The following is a 20,080-nucleotide window of genomic DNA, read 5'->3' as shown; positions in this document are numbered from 1 at the left end:
TTCTTTATGTAAGAGTATAGGAAGCCGCCGCGCCGCTGTCAAGCGCTGCGCGCGATTTTTTTACCCGACCGGCACGGGCTCGCCCTGTTTCGGCGCCGGCTCTCTGCGCCGCGCCTTGGGGATGTTGATCGTCAGGATGAGCGCTTCGTCCGTCTCCTGCCGGTGCATGCCGGCGTCGATGCCGCCCTGCTTCATGAGGTCGAGGCTGTGCGAGATCGTGTTGAGAAACACGCGCACGTCCTTGAGGATGAAGGTCTTCTGCTGCTCGCTCTCGGGCGCGGTCTTGGCCTCGAGCAGGCGCTCGATGTAGGCGTCCGTTGCGGCGACGTTCAGGTCGCGGCTGAGGATATAGGCCAGCGCCTCGCGCTGCTCGGCCGGTGTCTCAAGGCGCAGCAGCGCGCGGCCGTGCCGCTCGGTGAGTCCGGCGTTGCGCATGGCGTTGAGCACATCCTCCGGCAGGCGCAGCAGGCGGAGCTTGTTCGCCACGGCCGACTGCGACTTGCCCAGCCGCCGCGCGCACTCCTCCTGGCTCAGGCCGAAGAGCCGGATGAGCTGCGCGATGCCGCGCGCCTCCTCGAGAAAGTCCAGGTCGTTGCGCTGGAGATTTTCCACCAGCGCGATGAAGCTCGCCTCCTCGAGATCCAGCTCCATGATGATGCACGGCACCTCATGGAGCCCCGCCATGCGCGCGGCGCGCAGGCGGCGCTCCCCGGCCACGAGCTCATACCCGCCCTGCCGCGGTCGCACGGTCAGCGGGCTGAGCACGCCGTACTCGGCGATGCTGCGCGAGAGCTCCTCGAGCTGCGCCGGGGAAAAATTCTGCCGCGGCTGGACCGCGCTCGGCGCGATCGCGTCCACCGCCAGATACACGATGCTGCCGCGGGCCGCGCGGCTGCGATGGTTGGAAAACTGCATAGCACACCCTCCATATCTTGTGTTTTACAACACAAAAATAATCCACATATTGCGCAAAACGCGGCGAAATCGGGCGCGCGCAGAAAAAAAGAGGGCGGACTGAAAACAGTCCGCCAAAAACAGGGTCGTGGGATAAAGATATGAGCCGTGGCTTCCAAACTGCGGAAGTCAATTGGATAAGCTGTAATGGTATTGTAGCGCCGGGCGCGCAAAATGTAAAGAGCGAACGGTGTCGGTCGGGCACTTGTTTTGTCGGCGGCGGAATCTTTTTTCGCGCGCCGGGGCATACTGACCGGGAGTACACAGCAAAGGAGATGGAAGCATATGCAGGTGATCGACCGTATCGCGCTGATCCTTGCGATCATCGGCGGGCTCAACTGGGGCAGCATCGGTCTGTTCCGGTTCGATCTCGTGGCGTGGATCTGCGGCGGGCAGGCCTCCGTGGTCGCCCGCGTGATCTACACGCTCGTGGGTCTGGCCGCGATCTGGTGCATTTCCCTGCTCTTCCGCGGCCGCGACGAAATCGACGGCGACACGGAGGAGGCATAATGCCCCGGCAGCAAAAAAACGGCATGGCCGACGCCATGCTGTTTTTTTCTCCAATGAGAACCGCTTCGCTGGGTCCTCGTTGGAATATGTTTATCCAAGTCTCTGCATCGCCAGCGCGCTGCTGCCCGGGAAGCGGTCGAACGCATCGAGCGGCGGCAGATACGCTTCCAGCGCGTGCACCAGCTCGCCGCCGAGCAGGCCGCCGAGCGTGTTGAGCATCAGGTCGTCCACGTCGCACAGGCGGTACGAGCCGCGGAACACGAAAAACAGCCCCGTGAGCTGCCCCAGCTCAATGAACGCCGAAAACGCGAGCGACGCGAGCGCGACCTTGCCGAGATCCAGCCCGCAGACATAGCGCAGGTACATACCAAACGGCAGCAGCATCAAAATGTTGCACACGACCTGCAGCACCGTGCGGTCAAAAAGCGCCGGCAGATACGTGCGCGCATCGGAGAGCACGAGCGGCGTCTCGCGCAGGAAATCGGCCACGAACTGAAACGGCACGAGCTGGATCTCATACCCGCTCAGCCGCGCCGCCTGCGCCGCATCCGGCAGCGGGAAGAACACGAGCGCCAGCACGCACAGCACGTAAAACAAAAACAGACCGCCGAACACGGTGCGCACCCAGTTGAAGCAGCGCGCACGCACCTGCCGGTCAAAAAACGGCACGGCCACCAGCACCGCGATGAGCGGAAACGCATAAGCCGCCAGCCGGATACTGCCCAGAAGATTTGTCATGATCCTTGCCTCCCATGGGGCGCTCCCGCCCCGGTTTCTGGCATCAGTATAGCCCCGGACGGCATCACATCGCCATCGTTTTGGCTTACAGTTGGCTTACATCTTCGTAAGGCAGCGCGCAGGGCGCAAAAAACCGGGCGCGTCCATTCAGACGCGCCCGGCCGTGCGGACGGATATTTTTCCTCAGGCGATGAGGAAGAACTTCACGAGGAAGATCACCGAGATGACATACGTCAGCACCGAGACCTCCTTGCCCTTGCCCGTGCAGAGCTTGAGCACGGAATAGCTGATGAGGCCCAGACCGATGCCGTGGCCGATCGAGCCGGAGATCGGCATGGAGATGAGCATGATGGCCACCGGCAGGCTCTGATAGATATCGTCAAAGTCGATCTTCTTGAGACCGCCGAGCATGAGCAGGCCGACGTAGATGAGCGCGGAGCTCGTCGCAGCGGCGGGGATGATGGCGGCGATGGGCGCAAGGAACATGCTCGCAAGGAAGAGCACGCCGGTCGTCAGAGCGGTCAGGCCCGTGCGGCCGCCGGCCTCGACGCCGGAGGCGGACTCGACGAACGTCGTGACGGTGGACGTGCCGGTGCACGCGCCCGCGACGGTGCCGACGGCGTCGGCCAGCAGCGCCTCGCGCATGCGCGGCATGTTGCCGTCCTTGTCGACCATGCCGGCGCGGCTCGCCGTGCCGACAAGGGTGCCGATGGTGTCGAACATATCAATGATGCAGAACGTGATGACGAGCGTCACGACCGTGAACCAGCCGATCTCGCCGAGGGCGGAAAAGTCGAACTTGAACAGGGTCGTCTCGGCCATGTCGCCGAACGCAGGCACGAACGACGCGCCCTTGAGCGACGCAAACGGGTTCGTGTGCAGGAAGATGGCCTCGCCCGCCCAGTAGATGCCGGACGCGCAGAGCATGCCCAGCAGCACGGAGCCCTTGATCTTCTTGTGCGCGAACAGCACGATCAGGAACAGGCCCACGAACATGGTCACGACCGTGAGCACCATCTGCGGGTAGCCGTCGCCCATGTTGGCCTTGGCAAGGCTGGGCGTGAGCGCGCCGAAGAAATCGCGCATGACGTAAAACGGGCCGCCGTCGCTCGAGTACACACCGGCGTTGGAGCCGATGCCGATGTTGAGCAGCATGAGGCCGATGGCCGGCGCGATGCCGAGCCGGATGCCGAGCGGAATGGCCTCGACGATCTTCTCGCGCACCTTGAGCACCGAGAGAATGATGAACACGATGCCCTCGATGAGGATGACGCACAGTGCCGTCTGGAACGACTGCAGGTAGCTCATGCCGGTCAGGGTGACGATGTTGGCCACGACGACGGCGAAAAAGCTGTTGAGACCCATGCCGGGTGCCATGGCAAAGGGCTTGTTGGCCGCGAACGCCATGACGAGCGTGCCGACGGCGGAGGCGATGCAGGTGGCGAGGAACACGCCGTTCCACAGCTGCGAGCCGCCCTGGGCGCCGAAGCCGGTCAGCAGGTTCGGGTTGAGCGCGATGATGTACGCCATGGTCATGAACGTCGTCAGGCCGGCGACGATCTCGGTGCGTACGGTGGTGTTGTTTTCTTTCAGGTGAAAGAGCTTTTCCATTGGGATCCCCTCTCCATAAAGTTTTTGCCGGAAACGCAAAACGCCGTCAGTATAACGCGATTTGCCCCGCCTGTCAACGACAAAAACCGGACACGGAATGTCCCGTGTCCGGTCCTGCTGTTTTCGCGTGTTTTACGCCTGCGCGGGGCAGTCGCGCTCGTGGCAGGTGAACAAAATGACCTGCCGGTGCTGCGCGATCTCCCGGAAGAGCGCCATGGCGCGCCCGGCGCGCGCATCGTCGAAATTCACGAGCGTGTCATCGAGCACGAGCGGGCACGGATCATCCGCCGGGCACGTCAGCTCACACAGCGCCAGGCGCACGGACAGGTACAGCAGATCCGCCGTCCCGGCCGAGAGATAGGCCGTGTCGCGCGGCGTCGGGTCGTCGATGCTGCGCGCCTTGGCCGACAGGTCGCGCGCGAGCACGAGCTCGTCATAGCGTCCGTCGGTGAGGTAGTCCATGTAGTCCGCCGCCTTCTGCGCCAGCTGCGGGGAAAAGCGGCTCTGCAGCTCCGCGTCCGCACGGCCGAGCGTCTCGATCGCAAGCGCGATGGCCGCATACTGCCGCTCGAGCGCGTCGCGCTGTTCGAGCAGCTGCGCGTGTTCGCTTTTCAGCGCCATCGGGTCGCCGATAGCGAGGGCCGCGCCTGTGAGCTGCGCCTGCTGCGTGCGCAGGCGCGTGCACACGCTCTCGAGCGCGCTCCTGCGCTGATAGAGCGCGGCGGCCTCGCCCGTGCCGCTCTCAAAGTCCAGACTCTGCAGCAGCCGCTCGTGCGTCTCGCACTGGTGCTCGCGCGCATCCTCGAGCGCGGCGGCGGCTTTCTGCTCCGCCTGCATGGCGGCCGCGCACGCGCGGTAGGCAGCCCGGTGCACCTCCGCCTGATAGTAGATGCCGTCCGCGTCCTGCGCGCCGTAGCTGCGCAGGAGCTCCCCGAGCGCGGCGGCGGCCTGCTGCGCGCGCTTCTTGCCGTTATTGGCAGCGACCAGCAGCACGACGGCCAGCACCGCGAGCGCGATGGCCGCATAATACAGCGGCTGCGCCACAAGATAACCCAGCACCGCGCACAGCGCCGAGAGCACGAGCGCCGCGATCCAGAAGTACGGCTTGCCGCCGTGGGCTGCCGTGTCAGCAAGGGCCTCCGCCCGCTGCGCGTCGCGCTCGGCGGTCTCGCCCGCCTCGTCCGGCGTCTGCACGCCGAAATGCGTCTGCTCGAGCGCGGTGCGCCTGGCCGCGGCGTCCCGCCGCGCCTGTTCGAGCGTCTGCTCGAGCGTGCGCAGGTTCGATTTTTCCTCGCCCATGCTGCTCAGCGCCGCGCGGCGCTGCCGCTGCCGGGCGGCGTTCATCTGCTCGGTCACGGTCTGCAGCTCCGCGTCCGTCTGCCGGAGCTCGGCGGCGCAGGCCGCCTGCTCCTGCGCGTTGCGCTCGAGCCGGTGCAGCTGCTCTTCTACCTCCGTGATGCGGCCCTCCAGCTCCGGCAGCGCGCCGTGCCGGCCGCTGCGCCGGCGGCGCAGCCATGCGCGCAGCTGCGCGTCGGCCTCGGTATAGGAGCTCGCCTCCTCGCCGGAGGTCACGATGGCGGAGATGCGCTTTTCCAGCTCCGGCGTACCCGTCACGACGAGGCCGCCCTGCCCGATGAATGCGCTGCGCGCGAACACCTCGGCCGACACGCCCGTGAGCTGCTCGCCCGCGTCCGTCGCCGTCAGCCCCGGCACCGGGATGTCCGTGCCGGTGTACACCGCCGAAAAGCCGCGCAGCGGCGCGCCCGGCGTCTCCGTCCAGCGGCGGATTGTGATGCATTTTCCGCCCTGTTCGAGCTCCAGCTCGCCCGCCATGGGCTTGCCGCTCCAGGGCGCGTATTTCTGCTTGTCGGGCACGAACCCGGCGCGCGCGCGCTGGGACGTGTCGATCCCGTAGAGCATGGCGCGCAGAAACGCGCACCACGTGCTCTTGCCGCTCTCATTCGGCGCGTAGATGATATTCAGACCCGTGTCGAGCCGCAGCTGCTCGCCGTCGAGCGTGCCGAACGTGCCCTGCATATGCCGGATGATCACAGCGTCACCACCTCCTCGTCGTGGTCCAGTGCCGCAAGCCCCCAGCGCGCGGCCATGACAATGGTCTCACGCGCGCGGTCAGAGTCCGCGGCGTCGTATTGTTGCTTCAGTTGGGCCAGAAACTGCCCGCGCAGCGTGCTCTCTCCCGCCCGCGCCCAGAGATCCCGGCGCGCGCGCGTCTCATCGCGCAGCTGCAGCGCGAACACCCGCCCCTCGAGCGCCGCGCGCAGCGCGGCGGGGTTCGGCGCGCGGTCGGTCTCGCCCGTGAGCACGATGCGGTAAATATTGCGCGCAGCCCCCTCCGGCAGCGCCGCAAGCGCCGCCTGCATGGGGTCCGTGTCCGTGACGTCCACGCGCAGGATCTCATACCGCCGCCCGGGCACGGGCACAAACCGCGCCTGCACGTCGCCCGCAGCGACGTCCACGAGCAGCACGCCCTTTTCCCCCGTCTCGTCAAAGCCGCGGCCCTCCATGCAGCCCGGCCAGGCGTACACCGTGCCCCCGGCGCGCTGCACGCCGCCGAAGCGGTGCACGTGGCCGAAGGCGGCGTAGTCCAGCCCGCTGGCGGCCAGCTCCGCAGCCGACACGGGGTCATACGCCGAGGCGGGATTGCCCACCTCGCCGTGCAGGCAGAGCACGTCGAGCAGCCCTGCCTGCTTCGGCACGGAAAAGCCCCGCAGCAGGCCGGGGCAGCGGCTGTCGGTGAACGCCGCGCCCCAGACGCGCACGCCCAGCTCCGGCAGCGCGACCGCCTCGATGCGCGGCGAGCGGAAGATATGTACGTTTTCCGGGAACGTCAGGCGCGCATACGGCGCGCCCGCGCTGTAATAGTCGTGGTTGCCGGGCGCGAGAAACACCTCCGAAGCGCAGCCGGCAAACGTCTCGGCGAGCGCCTTGGCCGTCTCGGGATAGGGGCTCGCGCTGTCGAGCAGGTCGCCCGCGAGCAGGATGATCTGCGCCCCGTGCGCCTGCGCCAGCTCCGGCAGAGCGCGCAGCAGGCTGCGCTGCTCCCGGCGGCGCTGCGCCGCCTGCGCGAGCGTGAGCGCCTCAAACGGCGAGTCGAGATGCAGATCCGCCGCGTGCAGGATGCGCACGCTCATCTCAGGCGCACCAGCTGCACGTCGCGGCAGCGGCCGGTGTCGCTGTCGACCTCGAAGATCGCACCCTCGAGCTTGGCCGCGCCCATGGCGGCCTCATAGCGCCGCGGCGGGTCGCCGAGGAACTTGCCGATCGACTGCTCCGGCGCGATGCCGAGCACGGCGTTGGCCGGGCCCGTCATGCCGAGGTCGGTCAGGTAGCCCGTTCCCTCGGGCAGCACCTCGGCGTCAGACGTCTGCACGTGCGTGTGCGTGCCCCAGACGGCCGTCACGCGCCCGTCAAGATAAAAGCCCATGGCGCGCTTTTCGCTCGTGGCCTCGGCGTGCATGTCCACGAGGACGATCTTCGCCTGCGTCTGGTCGAGGATGTCGTCCGCGACGAGGAAGGGATTATCCGTGTTCGCGTCGAGCGTGAAGCGCCCCATGAGGTTGATGACGCAGATCGGCCCGCCGCGCACGGAATATTCGCCCCAGCCGCGGCCAGGGCACTGCGGCGCGAAGTTGGCCGGGCGCAGGATGCGCTTTTTCTGCTCGAGATACGGCTGCAGCTCGTAGCGCGTCCACGTGTGGTTGCCGAGCGTGATGACGTCGGCCCCGGCGGCGAAGATCGCGTCGGCCTGCTTCGGCGTCACGCCGACGACGTTGGCGTTTTCGCCGTTGACGACGGTGAAATCAATGTGTTCCTGCTCCTGAAACGCGCGCAGGCGCTCAGTCAGGAACGTCAGGCCGGGCGCGCCCACAACGTCGCCCACGGCCAGAATGCGCAAGATCATAACAGTCCCTCCCATACGATCGGAAGAAAATTTGATAAGATAATAAAAATAGTATACCACCGACGGCGGCGGGGAATCAATCCAGAAACTGGCGCGGCGCAGATTTCATACTCCCGCGCGCCCGCGCACATACTATCCGCGCAGCAGTGCAGCTGCGAAGGGAGGCAGAAACGTGAAAGGAGACAGCAAAATGAACGCAATGCAGTTTGCCAAGGGCATGAGCATCGGCATGGGTGTCGGCATGGCGGTCGGCACGGCGGCGGGCTGGATGATGCACCCGCAGAAAAAGCGCACGAACAACATCGTGGCGGACGCGGTGCGCACGGTCAGCGATGTGACGGACACCATCCGCGATACGATGGGCTGGTAAAAACGCAAAAAAGGAAAACTTTTTTGAAAAAGGGCTTGCAATTCCGGCCGGGCTATGCTACTATACTTAGGCGCGTTAGGAGCGCACTAAGCGCCGTTAGCTCAGCTGGATAGAGCGTCTGGCTACGGACCAGAAGGCCGGGGGTTCGAATCCCTCACGGCGTGCCATGAAAAAGTCTTGTAATCCTTGGGATTGCAAGACTTTTTTGTTTTTTCTCTTGTGTTGCTGACAGATTAGCTGCCGCAAAAAAGCGCACAAAAAGCGCACAAATCCGAAAAAAGCACGCCCAAAAGCAAGATACATCCGCAGGAAAGGATGTTATCTATGGCCACCATTCAGGAAAACAGGAAAAACGGCAAGCTGGTTTCGTACAAATTTACGGCCTGCGTCGGCAGAGATGCAAACGGTAAGCAGATTCGCTATTACCGCACATGGACGCCGCCACGTGAATACGCTCCGGCGAAGGCTCGAAAATGCGCGCAGATGGAAGCAACCCAATGGGAACAAGCCATCCGTAAGCACGGCATAAACGGTACGCAAGCGCTTGACTGTGCAGCCGCTCGCCGCGCAGAAAAGACCGACTTCTGCGCATTTATCACTGACACATGGCTCCCCATTCAGGTATGCAACGGCAGCAAGAAGCCCAAAACCGAGGACTTTTACAAAAGCATGACCAAACTGATCTGCAAGTACTTTGACGGCTGGTTCCTGCAAGACATAAGACCTATCGACATCCAGAAGTACCTCATCTATCTGCGCACAGAATACACAGGCAAGTCCGGAAAGCCGCTCACGGCTAAAACACTTTCACATCAATACAGCACATTGCATCTGATTTTCGGTTACGCCGAACAGCAGGAGCTCATTTCGAAAAATCCGATGCGCAAAGTGAATGCGCCGAAGAAAGAAAAGCGGCCGGTGGACGCACTCACGCAAGCGCAGGCTCAGCGTTTCTTTCAATGTCTGCATGACTGTCCGCTGGATTTTCAGTGTATGCTGCACCTGCTGATCACAACCGGCATCCGCCGCGGCGAATGTTTGGGACTGAAGTGGAAGGATATTGACGCCCGCGCCGCCACGCTCAACATTGCACGCAATGTGACCTATACAGTCAAAAGCGGAACCATCGTCAGTTCCCCAAAAACAGCCGCCGGTATTCGCACGGTTCCCCTGCTGGGGGCCACATTGTCTCTGCTGCAGTCCTATCGGAACCAACAGTGCAGCGCACATCCGGGAATCAACCTTGATGAAGTGTTCCTGTTTCCGAGCAGCACTGACCTTTTTCACCCCCGCGACCCGAATGCCGTTACGCGCAAAGTCAAGCGCTTTATGTGCAGAAGCGGCCTGCCGGACATGTCCCCGCACGATCTTCGGCACAGCTGCGCAACGCTGCTGCTCAATAACGGCGCGGATGTGAAAAGCGTTCAGGCCATCCTCGGGCACGCCAACGCCAGCACGACCTTAAACTTCTATGTCAAGGCCGACTTGCAGCAAATGAAAACCGCAGCAGATAAGCTCGGCACGGCGTTCGGGCTATAACAGAATCCCTGCTATCGAGAGGATTCGATAGCAGGGGTTTTTGTTCTCATGTCGATTGGGTAAAGGATACCAACTGCGTATTTATTTTTTCTTCGCTTTGCGATTCTTCCGCAAATTCCCGCACAACAGAGCGCTTTCTATTACGTCGCAATAGGCATCAAAAAATGTGTCGACATGTTTAACAAACTCTATAACTGCTTCATTTGTTTCCACCGCTTTATCTGGGAAAAATAATATAACCTCCATAGTTAGTGAGAATAACGACTCATAAATGGCAGTGATTTTGCTTTCGCATTCGTTTTTTGCTTCATCTGTTCCTGATATGAGCAAGGACGTCATATTTGCTTGCAACTCATTTTTTCTCAGCGCAGCAAGTGCTCTCCCGACGCTCTCCCTTGCTTCTGATAAAACCGGCCGATAGCCGAAACTTGTTTCAAAGTGTACGCAATACAGTTCTCGCGTCTCTTGAGCACTTTGCTTTCCCCCGGTAAATTTATATGCCTTAATACAATCCACAAACGCCCGTACGGCAAGCAGTTGAGAATACGCAGCGTACAGCTTCTCGAATATTGCAATCTGATTCTCTTTTCTCGCCAACTTAACCGGAATATAAACAGCGATCAAAACTGAAATCACCGACAGGATAATCGGTGCCCAATCCAAAAATGTCGTTGCATTAGATGCATTAACAGCTTCTATTAGCTGCTGCATGTAACCGCCCATTATCTATCCCTCCCGTTTTTCTCTTGCGCAGCGAGCTATAGCACCTGGTCATCGTCGGATGGCACATATTCCATCACATCCGCAACATGACAGTGCAATATCCGGCACAGATCATTGATGGTCGTCGTGTTCAGGGGCTTATTTTTACGCAGCTTATCAATCGTCGAGCTGGAAATGTGATGGTTTTTGATCAACGTATATGTTGACTCATTTGATTGCCTCAGCGTATTCCAAAAAGCAGCATAACTTATCATGCGAATTCCTCCAAAAGCTCTGCTGTTATCTTATAAAGTAGCCGCGATATTGACTATAGTCGTTAAAGAGGCTATAATGTTGGCGAATGGTAAATGAAAGGAGCCGAGCAATGGAATCCACAAAGACATTCGTTGAGCATCCGAGCGGGAAACTCGCCGTAACCGTGCATGCACCACGCAGCCTGCGGGAAGAAGAGGCCGCATACTTCCACGGCATCAACCTCGAACAGGCACATAAATTCGCGCACTTGAATGGATGGCAGCTGACAGTGGATCGAGAGAAAGACGATACTGTTTCAGCGGCGGATGCTGATTCCTTCAAGATCGGCGATGCCACAATAGATGGAGTAGGCGGAAAAGGGCAGCAAGCGGTGCGCATCGAGGCAAAAGTGGGCGTGTCGGATGGAGCAGAAAAAACAGATGTGCCAATACCAACGGAAAAGGACATAAAGCGCAATCTGCTTTGGGGAATCGGGTGTACTTCTTTTGGGCTCTTCTGTTTTGTTGTTGGTCTGTTCGCATCGTTCTTCTGCGTCATTATAGGGCTTGTTTTTATTGTTTTAGGTGTGGGCAGCTTATCACTTTATAGGAGCGGGAAAAAGGATCGTCAGCTGGCAGAAACGGACTTTGAGGCATACAAAGCTGTAGTAGCAAAACGATCTGCACAGAAAGAAGCCGTCGAACGGTGGAAAGCAGAGCGAGCGGCAGCAGACGAGGAGAAAAAACGCCGCCGAGCGAACGAGCCTGTCAGCTGCCCCAAGTGCGGCTCGACCTCTATTGCAACAGTCAACCGAGGATATTCATTGATGTGGGGTATCTACGGCAGCGGAAGCCCGAGGAATGTATGCCAAAAGTGCGGCTACCGATTTAAGCCGGGCAGCAAATAATTCAAGATGGAGAGAGGACTGCAGCTTCGTGCCGCAGCCCTCTTTTTTTACCCAATTTTTCAGCCGCTCGCATAAACACATGCTCCGCGCATTTAAACTCCACAATTTGACATTTCTTTGATTTTGTGGTATCATATAGAAAAACGCAAGGAGGAATTCCATGGAGAAAAAATACCTTTCAGACTGCATCCGTTACACGACGGATATCGCGCCGTATCCGTTCATTCAAATCTATTCCGGCGTTGGCAGCGGAAAAAACACGTTTGTTGACGCGCTCGCCAAAGGCTATGAAGAAAGCCAGCCGGATGGGCGCATGGAAACGCTTGAGCCCAAACGCGTCCTGTGCATCACCTCGCGCAGAGCCAAAGTTGACGAGCTGAAAAATGCGGAGGACGTTGCATATGGGACGCAGGTGTTGGAATATGAAAGCCTTGATTACGTCGAGGATTTGGACAGCTATTTTGCGTCGAAGCGTGAACTGTCCTGTAACGGTATCTGGGGCACGATACCCATTTACCAGCGAAGCATCGCCTGCACGAACGCAGCCATCGAGCGATATTTGGAAAAGCACTACAGAGCCGACAAAGCGGAAGACTTTCTCTGGAACCGGTTTGATATCATCGTCGTAGATGAAGCGCACGCCGTCGTGGCCGATGCATCCTATCAAACGGCACCTTATTACGTCCATTCGCTGATAAACCAAACGCTCAAAATGAACGCTGCCGGAAAAACGAACTGCAAAGTCATTGTCATGACAGGCTCGCCGCAAATACTGGAAGACTTTCGGCTGCCGAAAAACGGCCACGCGATTGACCTCATGGATAGATGTGTGCGCGTTGAGCCCAAACACGTCCTGCTTGCAGATAAAGCCGAAGTCACGGAGGACATGAAGCAGCGTCTGGCCGCAGGCGAAAAAGTCATCTACTTTGCAAACAGGGTCAGTACCGTCTTAAACCTCTACCGAAATGCGCTCCAAGAATACAGGAACGAGGCAGCCGTGTCCTTTTCCTCTGATGATGAGCTGGACAAGCAGGAAAAGGAGACCCGCGAAATCCTTGAAAAACGCGACGAAATTCAGGCATACATTGCCGAGAATCAAAAGCTGCCGGATGATATCCGGCTTTTTCTCACGACGAGCAAAAACAAAGAGGGCATCAACATAAAAAACGCGGATATCAAGACGATGTACATCGAGACGCATTCGCAGATCGACGCGATACAGATGGCGGGACGTGTGAGAGCGGGACTGGATCAGCTGTATATCGTGACGGATGCTGTCCAAAACAGCGCGCCGGAGAGTCCGTTTGAATACGAACTCTCCGGCCGCGCAGATTTGAAAGCAAGCCTGAACGCACTCCTTGCGCAGAAGAAAGAAGACGCAGGTATCGCAGAGGGGGCTCCGTGGTCTGTACAGGAGCACGAAGAAATCAGGAGCTATATCGCGTACATCCAAAAGAAATTCCCACATTTCTGCTACGACTATTTTGCCGATACGTTTTGCCTCTATTCGGACAGGCACAGCAGCCGGAGATACTATGCTGAGCAAAACGCGGCGTTTGTGCGCGCAAAAGAAGAAGGCAGCCTGTTGTCCCTCGTTGGAAAGTGGTTCCCTCAAGCGGATATTGCCTTTGCCAACAAGAAGCAGCAAAGAATCGACGCGTATTTCCATGCGCAGGACGTTCTGAACGTGCCGCTCGAAAAGAGCGCTGTGCAGGAAATCAAGGCATATCTCGAAACCGTCATTGGTCAGCCCTTCCGCAGCTTCAATCATTTCATGCGGCCCTATGGCTATGCGATCAGAAAAGCCTCTGGCAACACAACGAGCCCAAACTACGGCAAACAGATCATCACAAGGATCGGGACAGACAAAACGTGAAAGGCGGGGAAAGTTTCTCGCGTTTCCTTTTATACCGCAAAAATTTGCCCCCAACGGCAGCCAACACTTCGTGTCGGCGCCAAACTTGCAGCGCAGTACGTGCTGCGCCCGTTCTGCTCGCTTGAATTTTGCCTGCTCGCTGCGCTCGTCAGCCAAAATTCGTTGAAAAGCATAATCGTATAACGTATAAAAAGGGCGCGAGGTTTACAAGGGTGTCTCCGAAGACAATTCGCAGTTACCCTTGTGATTCTGATCTCATTTAGCGTTTTTGTGCGGCTTCGGAAGCAGAAATAGATGCAATTTCTACACGGTCTGTCGCTTACTGAGCGTACAAAAATTGGAATCGCACAAGCATTTTCCATTAAAAACACAAACATGGACGCCCTGTCGAAAAGGACGCCCATATTAGCGAATTGGATTGTTTAGAAAGCCGTGGCCGGGAGGGCCGGAATCAGGTTGCTGCGTTCTCGGCTTTTGTTACTGTTTTTACCGCGAGTGCCTGTGCCGGTTTCATCAGCAAAATGCATACACCGTTAAAAATCAGAGAGCCGACGATAAAGGTTCCGAAAAACAGGGGGATATGGGTCGCGAAGGCAGTGGTGTCGATACAAGCGCAAGTCAGATATGCAAAACCCACGTTGTTCAAAACCTTCGGCGCATAGGGGTGCAGGACAATCAAAATGAACAGCACAATCGCAAGAGGAATCAGGAAGCCAAACAGGCTGCCAAGAACGGAGGTCAACGCAGTCACGGCAAGCAGCGTGAGCGCTGTCAGAACCAGTCCCACGAGTCCGCCCAATTCAACGGTTATAAACCGATCATTGACGGTTCCTTCTTCCATTGTGAACAGCATGATATTGCTGATGAAAATGAGCCAACTGTACTGAAAGTTGATCACGTGCAGAATTGCGTTTGCAATTACGATCCAGACGAGGAGCATCAGCCTGAAATAGAGCAAGAATTTCTTTTTGATTTGTTCTCCCATTTTCATTTCCTCCAATCGGGAAGTGGTGGTCAATTTAGCGTATAGAAGTCCACGGGGCGAACTTTTTCCGCCTCAAATACGCCCTGCTCACACAGCAGACGCTCGTATTTGGCGCTGTCCAGGATGTAGAACTGTTCTTTTTCCAGAGCAGTAAAGATGGTTTCAACTGCAATATCCAGCGGAGCCCCACTGTCCAGAAGCATTTTGTTGAATGCAACCATGCCGGCGTACTGCTCCGTGTGATAGTACGGCTCGTCATCGTGGATAGCGAAGCGCTCAGGACGATGGCGATCGGTCAGGTGCATTTCCGTTTGGACATATCCAGGGCAGAAGATAGAGATGTCGATATTCGCGTTTTCAGCCTTCAGCTGCTTGTACACGCATTCAGACAGCGCTACGGCAGCGTGCTTGGAGCTGAAGTATGCAGGCGCACCGTTCATAGAAATCAGACCGGCAATGGAGCAAACATTCAAGATCTGGCAGTGCGTGCCCTGCTTACGCATCTGAGGCAGGAATTTCTGCATCATGAACCAGTGGGAGTAAACGTTGGTCTCAAACACCCAGCGCAAGTCCTTTTCCGGAATGTGCTCCACATCGGACAGTGCCGATACGCCGGCATCATTCACCAGAACATCGCAGCGGCCGAACGCATCCATCACGGTATCATACACTTTGGCACACTCGTCCAACACGCTCACATCCGCCTGAATGGCGATGCTTTTGCATCCCATTGCAGTGATTTCGGCTGCAACAGCTTTTGCCTCATCACCATGAATATCTACAACGGCGACATTTGCGCCGCGTTTTGCAAAGCCAAGTGCCAGAGCCTTACCGATGCCATTTGCGCCGCCAGTCACAACAACATGCGCATCTTTGTAAGCAGTAAACATTGTATACGCCTCCTATCAGCATTTTCAAATGTTCCCCGCTCCCACGATTCAGGCGCGGGGAACGTCTATATTTATATTGTATCAGGTTTGCGGATTAATGCCAGATGCCAGACGCTGCACGCGCGGCTGCGCAACTACCTGAGATTCCGGATGCGTGAAGATGTAGAACTTCTCATCTTCCACGGCCGTAAACACGCATTCACCGACATACCAATCGGGAATACCGCTCATGACGCCCCGCTCACCGCGGATCTGTCCGGCTTTGTACTCGTCGCTGGTATAGTAGGGGTCATCGTTCATGGCAAAGCGCTCCGGACGATGCAGATCAGCCAGATGAATGGTCGTCTTTACGTAAGCGGGCACCAGACAGTGGATGTGGATGGGGTATCCTTGCTCCTTCATGGCAATATATACACTCTCAGATGCAGCAACACCGGCGGCCTTGGTTGCATGATACATGGTTGCCTTTCCGGAGGTCATCAGACCGGCGGTCGACTCCACATTGACAATTTCACAGGGGGTGCCCTGCGCGATCATCTGCGGCAGGAAAATTTTCATACCATACAGGTGGCTCAGGAAATTCAGCTCCGTGATCCAGTCAATATCCTGTTTCGGCAGCTTCCAGATAGCACCGGAAACCGCACAGCCGGCATTATTGACCAGCATATCCACATGTCCGAAGCTGTCCATCGCCAATTTCAGCAAGGCCTCAATGTTTTCATAGAGGGAAATATCCGCATGCTGTCCGATGCATTCCACACCCATGCCCTTGATTTCTTCGCAGGTCTTGGCCAGCTGGTCACCGTCGATATCATTGAGAACAATTTTCATACCACGCTTTGCGCCTTCCACGGCAATCGCTTTTCCGATGCCGCGAGAGCCGCCGGTGACGACAAGAACTTTATCCTTAAATTCTTTCATTATGCATACTCCTTTCTGAGCAAATCAAAATACGAATGCCTTTGCATAGCCGGAGCTGGTTGCATCCGCAATGTTTCCGGGATTTGCGGTATCGCCAACAACGGCCACACGGTCAAATGCAGCCTCAAAGGCATCCGCGATGGTCTCATCGGGATGAACGCCCATTGCAATGACACAAGCGTCCGCCGGCACATCCAGGTCATAACCGCTCGCAAGACTGTTCACAACAACAGCGCCGTCCTTCACGCCCTTGAACATATGGCTGGTCATGATGTGACCGCCATCTTTTTCGATGTTGCCAACGACTGCGGCAGTTACGCTGCGGTACATTGCGGTGCCAACCGCGGGGGCCATCTCGATCACGGTCACTTCATTGCCCTTCGCCGCCAGATATTCTGCCGTTTCCAGACCGGTCAGGCCGCCGCCGATCACTGCGATCTTCTTACCGGTAAACTCCACATCTTTGGTAAGAACCTGCTCGTAAGAAACAGCCTTTTCAATCCCCGGAACAGGCGGGCAAATCTTTGTGCCGCCAGCGGCAACAATCGCACCGACAGCGCCGATCGCTTTGGCTGCCTCTACAGTGCCGGGCGTGTTCAGGCGGATTTCAACACCAAGATCCTCTGCTTCAAGCTTCAGAGTGTCAATAAACTCGCCGATCATCTCCTTGCAGGGCGGCTGAGAAGCTAGCTTCATAGAACCACCGATAGAGTCAGACTTTTCAAACACGACCGGCTTATATCCGCGCTTGGCCAGAACGATGGCTGCCTGCAAACCGGCAGGGCCGGCGCCGATGACGGCAACGGTCTGCTGATTTCCGTCCTTGATCAGTTTGTCATCGCCGCGATAAGTTTCACGTCCCAGCAGCGGATTGACTGCGCATTCAATTGCGCGCCCGACGCCAGACTGCTTAAAGCAGTTCAGGCAGCCGATGCATTTGCGAATACGCGCATCATCGCCGCGCTTTGCCTTGTTGGCGAACTCGGGGTCACAAAGATTTCCACGACCGATGCCAACGAAATCAGAGACACCCTCTTCCAGCAATTGCTCTGCGAAAGCGGGATGCTTAACTGTGTTGACGGCGATCACAGGAATGTGCACACTCTCCTTGATGCCCTTGGCCAGGTGCTTTTTCCAGCCCTCCTTAAACGTATAGGGCTCAATGATGGACCAGCCGGATTCATAACTGCCGGAGGAGATATTCAGGCTGGCAACGCCAATGCTCTCCAGGTACCGCGCGATGTGCTGGCATTCCTTTTCGTCCATACCGTCATCCCAGAAATCGGTTCCGTCCATACGAACGGAGATCGGGAAGTCAGCGCCGCAGGCAAAGCGAATACCCACGATAATTTCTGTGGCGAAACGCATGCGGTTGAAGAAGTCGCCGCCATATTTGTCCGTGCGGTGATTGGTGTGGGGCGACATAAACTGATTGACCAGATAGCCGTGCGCAGCGTGGACTTCCACGCCGTCGAACCCGGCGGTCTTGGCAATGACGGCGCCCTTGATGAAGCACTTGACCATGGCCTCGACTTCCGCCGTCGTCATTTCCTTTGGCACAACGCCCACGGTCTTGCACATCACGGGAGAGGGGCCAATGACCGGATTGCCGTGCAGCGTGATTGGGAAAGCCTCATTGCCGGGGTGATGCAGCTGCATGAACATCTTGGTGCCATATGCATGAACACGATCCACCATACGGGTAAAACTGGGGATCACGTCCATATCCGTTGCGCGCAGCTGACACGGCTGTGCAACGCCGGACAGTTCATCCACACGGCAGACCTCCGTGATGATCAGACCGACACCGCCCTTCGCGCGCTCTTCGTAATAGCGCGTGATTTCTTCAGATGCTTCGCCGGACGCAGCGGCAAAGCCAGTGCCCATGGGGGGCATGACAATGCGGTTTTTAATTGTGAGTTTTCCGATTTTGCCCTTTTCAAAAAGCTTTTCGTATTTCATACATACATAACCTCCTGATCACTTCAGTTTTACGAGTTGGAAACCAGATAAGAAGATAGCATTCGGGTTTCCCTGGCACGGCACAGTCGTTTTCCTGTGCACAACTTGAGTATATAGCGAGATTGTTAACTTGTTAACGTGCGCGCGGCCTAAAAGTGAAATCAAAAATTGTGCAGTGCGCATAATTATCATTTCGCTCTTGCATTTGTCGGAGAAATCGCATAGTATTGTGAATGAGGTGACAAACCATGATGTTTCTGGATTTGGTCTCTGAACTAGAGAAAAAACACGACATTTTTGACAAACATTGTTATGATAATCGACAGGTCTACTCGTTGGAAAGTATAGCTGATTTGCAACAAGCGCAGCAGCCAAAATCCGATGTTGTCTATTTTACATATGATTTGTCTACTCTGCACAATCGAAAATTGCCTCGGAATCTGATTTTCTGCGGGGAGTCCAGTTTCATATCTGAACAGCTGATCCCCAACACGATCCAGATGCCAGAGAAGGAAATGAGCATTTTTTTGGAGGATGCGGAGGAACTACTCCATTCCAACTATAAACTGCAGGACATTTATATTCAAATGCTCAATGCGGTCATGCGCGGCAAAGGGATCGGTGCCATGCTGGAAAATGTGGGCAATGCATTGAACACTTCCATTGCCATCATTGACATGTCCGGGAAAGTCATTTCCAATTCGATTCCTTTCCAGGTCGACGAACCCGTTTGGCAGGAGAGCATCAAGAACGGCTATTGTCCGCCGCTGTTTATCGAGCACATCAAAGATGTCAAATCACAGCATGGTGAAGAAGGCGGAAACGGGCCTTTCCTTCGTCATTGTATTGACAATCATTTGTTTTATCTTTCCAATCGGATTATTCTCCAAGGCGAATTGTATGGTTACATATTCATGATTCAAGGAGAAAGAGCGTTCGATCCGCTTTGTTATAGCGTCCTGCCGCTCATCACGCAAATTACGACAGATTTGATTCTGAAAGAACAGAACATGGATGTGGTACGCAGCCGGGTCGTGACGGATTTTATGACAGACCTGCTCAACGGGATTCCCTTGGAGCAGATTCAGGCGCGCATCAACGCCGCGCAGATACAGTTTCCGAAGCGAATGTCCCTAGTTCTGGTGAAGCCTCGCTATTTTTCTACGGAGAGCCATGTGCAGAACAAATTGTGCCGACAGTTTCAAGAAATTTTTGAAACTGCAAGAACCGTTTATTACAACAAATCCATTGTTTCCATGATCCCTGTGGCAGAAAACAGTTTACAGATCGAATCGGAGCTGATGCACAAGATCATAGAATTCTGTGACGAGCACGAGTCGATCGCCGGTATCAGCAACCCCTATTCCAAAATCAATTACACAAAATCCTGCTATGAGCAGGCGGCCAAAGCGATACGATTGGCCTCCATTCTGGACATTCCCGGGAACGTGTTTGAATATCGAAGGCTGGCATTCTATGACATTGTTGACCATCCGCGCGATTTGAAACGCTTGAGTCTCTGCTGCCATCCGGCACTGTCACTGCTGCGCAAATATGATAAGCAAAGCGGCAGTCAGCTCTATGAAACGCTGGAAACTTATACTGCTTGCGGCTTTAATAATGCACAGACGGCAGCGGAACTGTTCCTGCATCGGAACACTTTGAGTTACCGTTTGCAAAAAATCAGCAACATGACGGGGCTGGATTTTGAAAAACCGGATGTACAATTTGCAATGCAGTACTCATTCCGCCTTGAGAAATTCATCTTCCAATTGAATCAAAGGCAAACCATTACCGGGCTCAACGGCGATTAAACGCCTGCGTATTTTCGCTGAAATAAATCTGCCGGCGCACGGTAAGCCTAAACTATGTCATCACAAGGATCAGGACGGCCAAAACGCAAAACTGGGGGAAAGCTTTCACGTTTCCTTTTATACC

Annotated in this window: 18 protein-coding genes and 1 tRNA gene; 7 read left to right on the top strand and 12 right to left on the bottom strand. The window is 56.6% G+C overall.

The genetic code is table 11. The features are described from left to right. Positions 1-60 precede the first annotated feature (60 nt). Positions 61-915 (bottom strand): ParB/RepB/Spo0J family partition protein, encoded by an 855-nt coding sequence (locus OGM61_03180; GenBank protein UYI85084.1) that lies wholly within the window; start codon positions 913-915, stop codon positions 61-63. 324 nt (positions 916-1,239) lie between these two features. Between OGM61_03180 and OGM61_03175 the strand changes: the two genes are divergently transcribed. Then, on the top strand, positions 1,240-1,464 hold the full coding sequence (locus OGM61_03175) for a DUF378 domain-containing protein (GenBank protein ID UYI85083.1): 225 nt from the start codon (positions 1,240-1,242) through the stop codon (positions 1,462-1,464). Between the two features lie 90 nt (positions 1,465-1,554). Here OGM61_03175 and OGM61_03170 read toward each other — a convergent pair whose 3' ends face one another. From OGM61_03170 to OGM61_03150, 5 genes are all read right to left on the bottom strand, one after another. Then, complete coding sequence (locus OGM61_03170) at positions 1,555-2,202, bottom strand: VanZ family protein (protein ID UYI85082.1); 648 nt, start codon at positions 2,200-2,202, stop codon at positions 1,555-1,557. 183 nt (positions 2,203-2,385) lie between these two features. After that, a complete protein-coding gene (locus tag OGM61_03165) occupies positions 2,386-3,813 on the bottom strand; it encodes an NCS2 family permease (GenBank protein UYI85081.1) in 1,428 nt (475 codons plus the stop codon). Positions 3,814-3,945: 132 nt separating this feature from the next. Then, positions 3,946-5,865 (bottom strand): AAA family ATPase, encoded by a 1,920-nt coding sequence (locus OGM61_03160; protein ID UYI85080.1) that lies wholly within the window; start codon positions 5,863-5,865, stop codon positions 3,946-3,948. Continuing rightward, a complete protein-coding gene (locus OGM61_03155; protein ID UYI85079.1) occupies positions 5,862-6,965 on the bottom strand; it encodes a metallophosphoesterase in 1,104 nt (367 codons plus the stop codon). The genes OGM61_03160 and OGM61_03155 overlap by 4 nt, the downstream gene beginning before the upstream one ends. Further along, a complete protein-coding gene (locus OGM61_03150) occupies positions 6,962-7,735 on the bottom strand; it encodes a YmdB family metallophosphoesterase (protein UYI85078.1) in 774 nt (257 codons plus the stop codon). Before OGM61_03150 ends, OGM61_03155 begins: the two co-directional genes overlap by 4 nt. Positions 7,736-7,925: 190 nt before the next feature. Here OGM61_03150 and OGM61_03145 point away from each other — a divergent pair, with 190 nt between their 5' ends. From OGM61_03145 to OGM61_03135, 3 genes are all read left to right on the top strand, one after another. Then, positions 7,926-8,105, top strand: a complete 180-nt coding sequence (locus tag OGM61_03145; protein UYI85077.1) for a hypothetical protein — start codon at positions 7,926-7,928, stop codon at positions 8,103-8,105. Between the two features lie 90 nt (positions 8,106-8,195). Then, positions 8,196-8,272 (top strand) — tRNA-Arg (locus OGM61_03140). A gap of 157 nt (positions 8,273-8,429) precedes the next feature. Next, positions 8,430-9,644 carry a site-specific integrase gene (locus tag OGM61_03135; GenBank protein UYI85076.1) on the top strand — a complete coding sequence of 405 codons (1,215 nt, stop codon included), beginning with the start codon at positions 8,430-8,432 and terminating at the stop codon, positions 9,642-9,644. 81 nt (positions 9,645-9,725) lie between these two features. Here OGM61_03135 and OGM61_03130 read toward each other — a convergent pair whose 3' ends face one another. Together OGM61_03130 and OGM61_03125 are read right to left on the bottom strand one after the other, a co-directional pair. Continuing rightward, positions 9,726-10,355: a hypothetical protein gene (locus OGM61_03130; protein UYI85075.1), complete on the bottom strand. Its 630-nt coding sequence runs from the start codon at positions 10,353-10,355 to the stop codon at positions 9,726-9,728. Positions 10,356-10,402: 47 nt separating this feature from the next. Beyond that, entirely contained in the window at positions 10,403-10,621 is a 219-nt protein-coding gene (locus tag OGM61_03125; protein ID UYI85074.1) for a helix-turn-helix transcriptional regulator, read from the bottom strand. A 110-nt stretch (positions 10,622-10,731) separates the two neighbouring features. On the opposite strand from OGM61_03125, the gene OGM61_03120 reads away from it, so the two are divergent. Further along, positions 10,732-11,508, top strand: coding sequence for a YpbF family protein (locus OGM61_03120; protein UYI85073.1), 777 nt, complete (start codon positions 10,732-10,734; stop codon positions 11,506-11,508). 160 nt (positions 11,509-11,668) lie between these two features. Beyond that, positions 11,669-13,384, top strand: coding sequence for a hypothetical protein (locus OGM61_03115; GenBank protein ID UYI85072.1), 1,716 nt, complete (start codon positions 11,669-11,671; stop codon positions 13,382-13,384). A gap of 451 nt (positions 13,385-13,835) precedes the next feature. Here OGM61_03115 and OGM61_03110 read toward each other — a convergent pair whose 3' ends face one another. The 4 genes from OGM61_03110 to OGM61_03095 form a co-directional block, all read right to left on the bottom strand. Further along, complete coding sequence (locus tag OGM61_03110; GenBank protein UYI85071.1) at positions 13,836-14,369, bottom strand: hypothetical protein; 534 nt, start codon at positions 14,367-14,369, stop codon at positions 13,836-13,838. Between the two features lie 29 nt (positions 14,370-14,398). Then, on the bottom strand, positions 14,399-15,259 hold the full coding sequence (locus OGM61_03105; protein ID UYI85070.1) for an SDR family oxidoreductase: 861 nt from the start codon (positions 15,257-15,259) through the stop codon (positions 14,399-14,401). Between the two features lie 81 nt (positions 15,260-15,340). Then, positions 15,341-16,180: an SDR family NAD(P)-dependent oxidoreductase gene (locus OGM61_03100; GenBank protein ID UYI85069.1), complete on the bottom strand. Its 840-nt coding sequence runs from the start codon at positions 16,178-16,180 to the stop codon at positions 15,341-15,343. A gap of 24 nt (positions 16,181-16,204) precedes the next feature. Further along, positions 16,205-18,142 carry an NAD(P)/FAD-dependent oxidoreductase gene (locus OGM61_03095; GenBank protein ID UYI85068.1) on the bottom strand — a complete coding sequence of 646 codons (1,938 nt, stop codon included), beginning with the start codon at positions 18,140-18,142 and terminating at the stop codon, positions 16,205-16,207. Between the two features lie 248 nt (positions 18,143-18,390). Between OGM61_03095 and OGM61_03090 the strand changes: the two genes are divergently transcribed. Further along, positions 18,391-19,956, top strand: coding sequence for a helix-turn-helix domain-containing protein (locus OGM61_03090; protein UYI85067.1), 1,566 nt, complete (start codon positions 18,391-18,393; stop codon positions 19,954-19,956). The last annotated feature ends 124 nt before the right edge of the window (positions 19,957-20,080 follow it).

Source organism: Clostridiales bacterium (genome assembly GCA_025757645.1).
Taxonomy (GTDB): Bacteria; Bacillota; Clostridia; order Oscillospirales; family Oscillospiraceae; genus CAG-103.
This window is presented reverse-complemented; position numbering and strand designations above follow the sequence as displayed.

Excerpts from the sequence above, each read along its gene's own strand:
- OGM61_03180 (UYI85084.1), bottom strand. The coding sequence starts at position 915 with ATGCAGTTTTCCAACCATCGCAGCCGCGCGGCCCGCGGCAGCATCGTG.
- OGM61_03090 (UYI85067.1), top strand. The coding sequence starts at position 18,391 with ATGATGTTTCTGGATTTGGTCTCTGAACTAGAGAAAAAACACGACATT.
- OGM61_03095 (UYI85068.1), bottom strand. The coding sequence starts at position 18,142 with ATGAAATACGAAAAGCTTTTTGAAAAGGGCAAAATCGGAAAACTCACA.
- OGM61_03120 (UYI85073.1), top strand. The coding sequence starts at position 10,732 with ATGGAATCCACAAAGACATTCGTTGAGCATCCGAGCGGGAAACTCGCC.
- OGM61_03175 (UYI85083.1), top strand. The coding sequence starts at position 1,240 with ATGCAGGTGATCGACCGTATCGCGCTGATCCTTGCGATCATCGGCGGG.
- OGM61_03165 (UYI85081.1), bottom strand. The coding sequence starts at position 3,813 with ATGGAAAAGCTCTTTCACCTGAAAGAAAACAACACCACCGTACGCACC.
- OGM61_03145 (UYI85077.1), top strand. The coding sequence starts at position 7,926 with ATGAACGCAATGCAGTTTGCCAAGGGCATGAGCATCGGCATGGGTGTC.
- OGM61_03100 (UYI85069.1), bottom strand. The coding sequence starts at position 16,180 with ATGAAAGAATTTAAGGATAAAGTTCTTGTCGTCACCGGCGGCTCTCGC.
- OGM61_03130 (UYI85075.1), bottom strand. The coding sequence starts at position 10,355 with ATGCAGCAGCTAATAGAAGCTGTTAATGCATCTAATGCAACGACATTT.
- OGM61_03150 (UYI85078.1), bottom strand. The coding sequence starts at position 7,735 with ATGATCTTGCGCATTCTGGCCGTGGGCGACGTTGTGGGCGCGCCCGGC.
- OGM61_03125 (UYI85074.1), bottom strand. The coding sequence starts at position 10,621 with ATGATAAGTTATGCTGCTTTTTGGAATACGCTGAGGCAATCAAATGAG.
- OGM61_03110 (UYI85071.1), bottom strand. The coding sequence starts at position 14,369 with ATGGGAGAACAAATCAAAAAGAAATTCTTGCTCTATTTCAGGCTGATG.
- OGM61_03105 (UYI85070.1), bottom strand. The coding sequence starts at position 15,259 with ATGTTTACTGCTTACAAAGATGCGCATGTTGTTGTGACTGGCGGCGCA.
- OGM61_03135 (UYI85076.1), top strand. The coding sequence starts at position 8,430 with ATGGCCACCATTCAGGAAAACAGGAAAAACGGCAAGCTGGTTTCGTAC.
- OGM61_03115 (UYI85072.1), top strand. The coding sequence starts at position 11,669 with ATGGAGAAAAAATACCTTTCAGACTGCATCCGTTACACGACGGATATC.
- OGM61_03155 (UYI85079.1), bottom strand. The coding sequence starts at position 6,965 with ATGAGCGTGCGCATCCTGCACGCGGCGGATCTGCATCTCGACTCGCCG.
- OGM61_03170 (UYI85082.1), bottom strand. The coding sequence starts at position 2,202 with ATGACAAATCTTCTGGGCAGTATCCGGCTGGCGGCTTATGCGTTTCCG.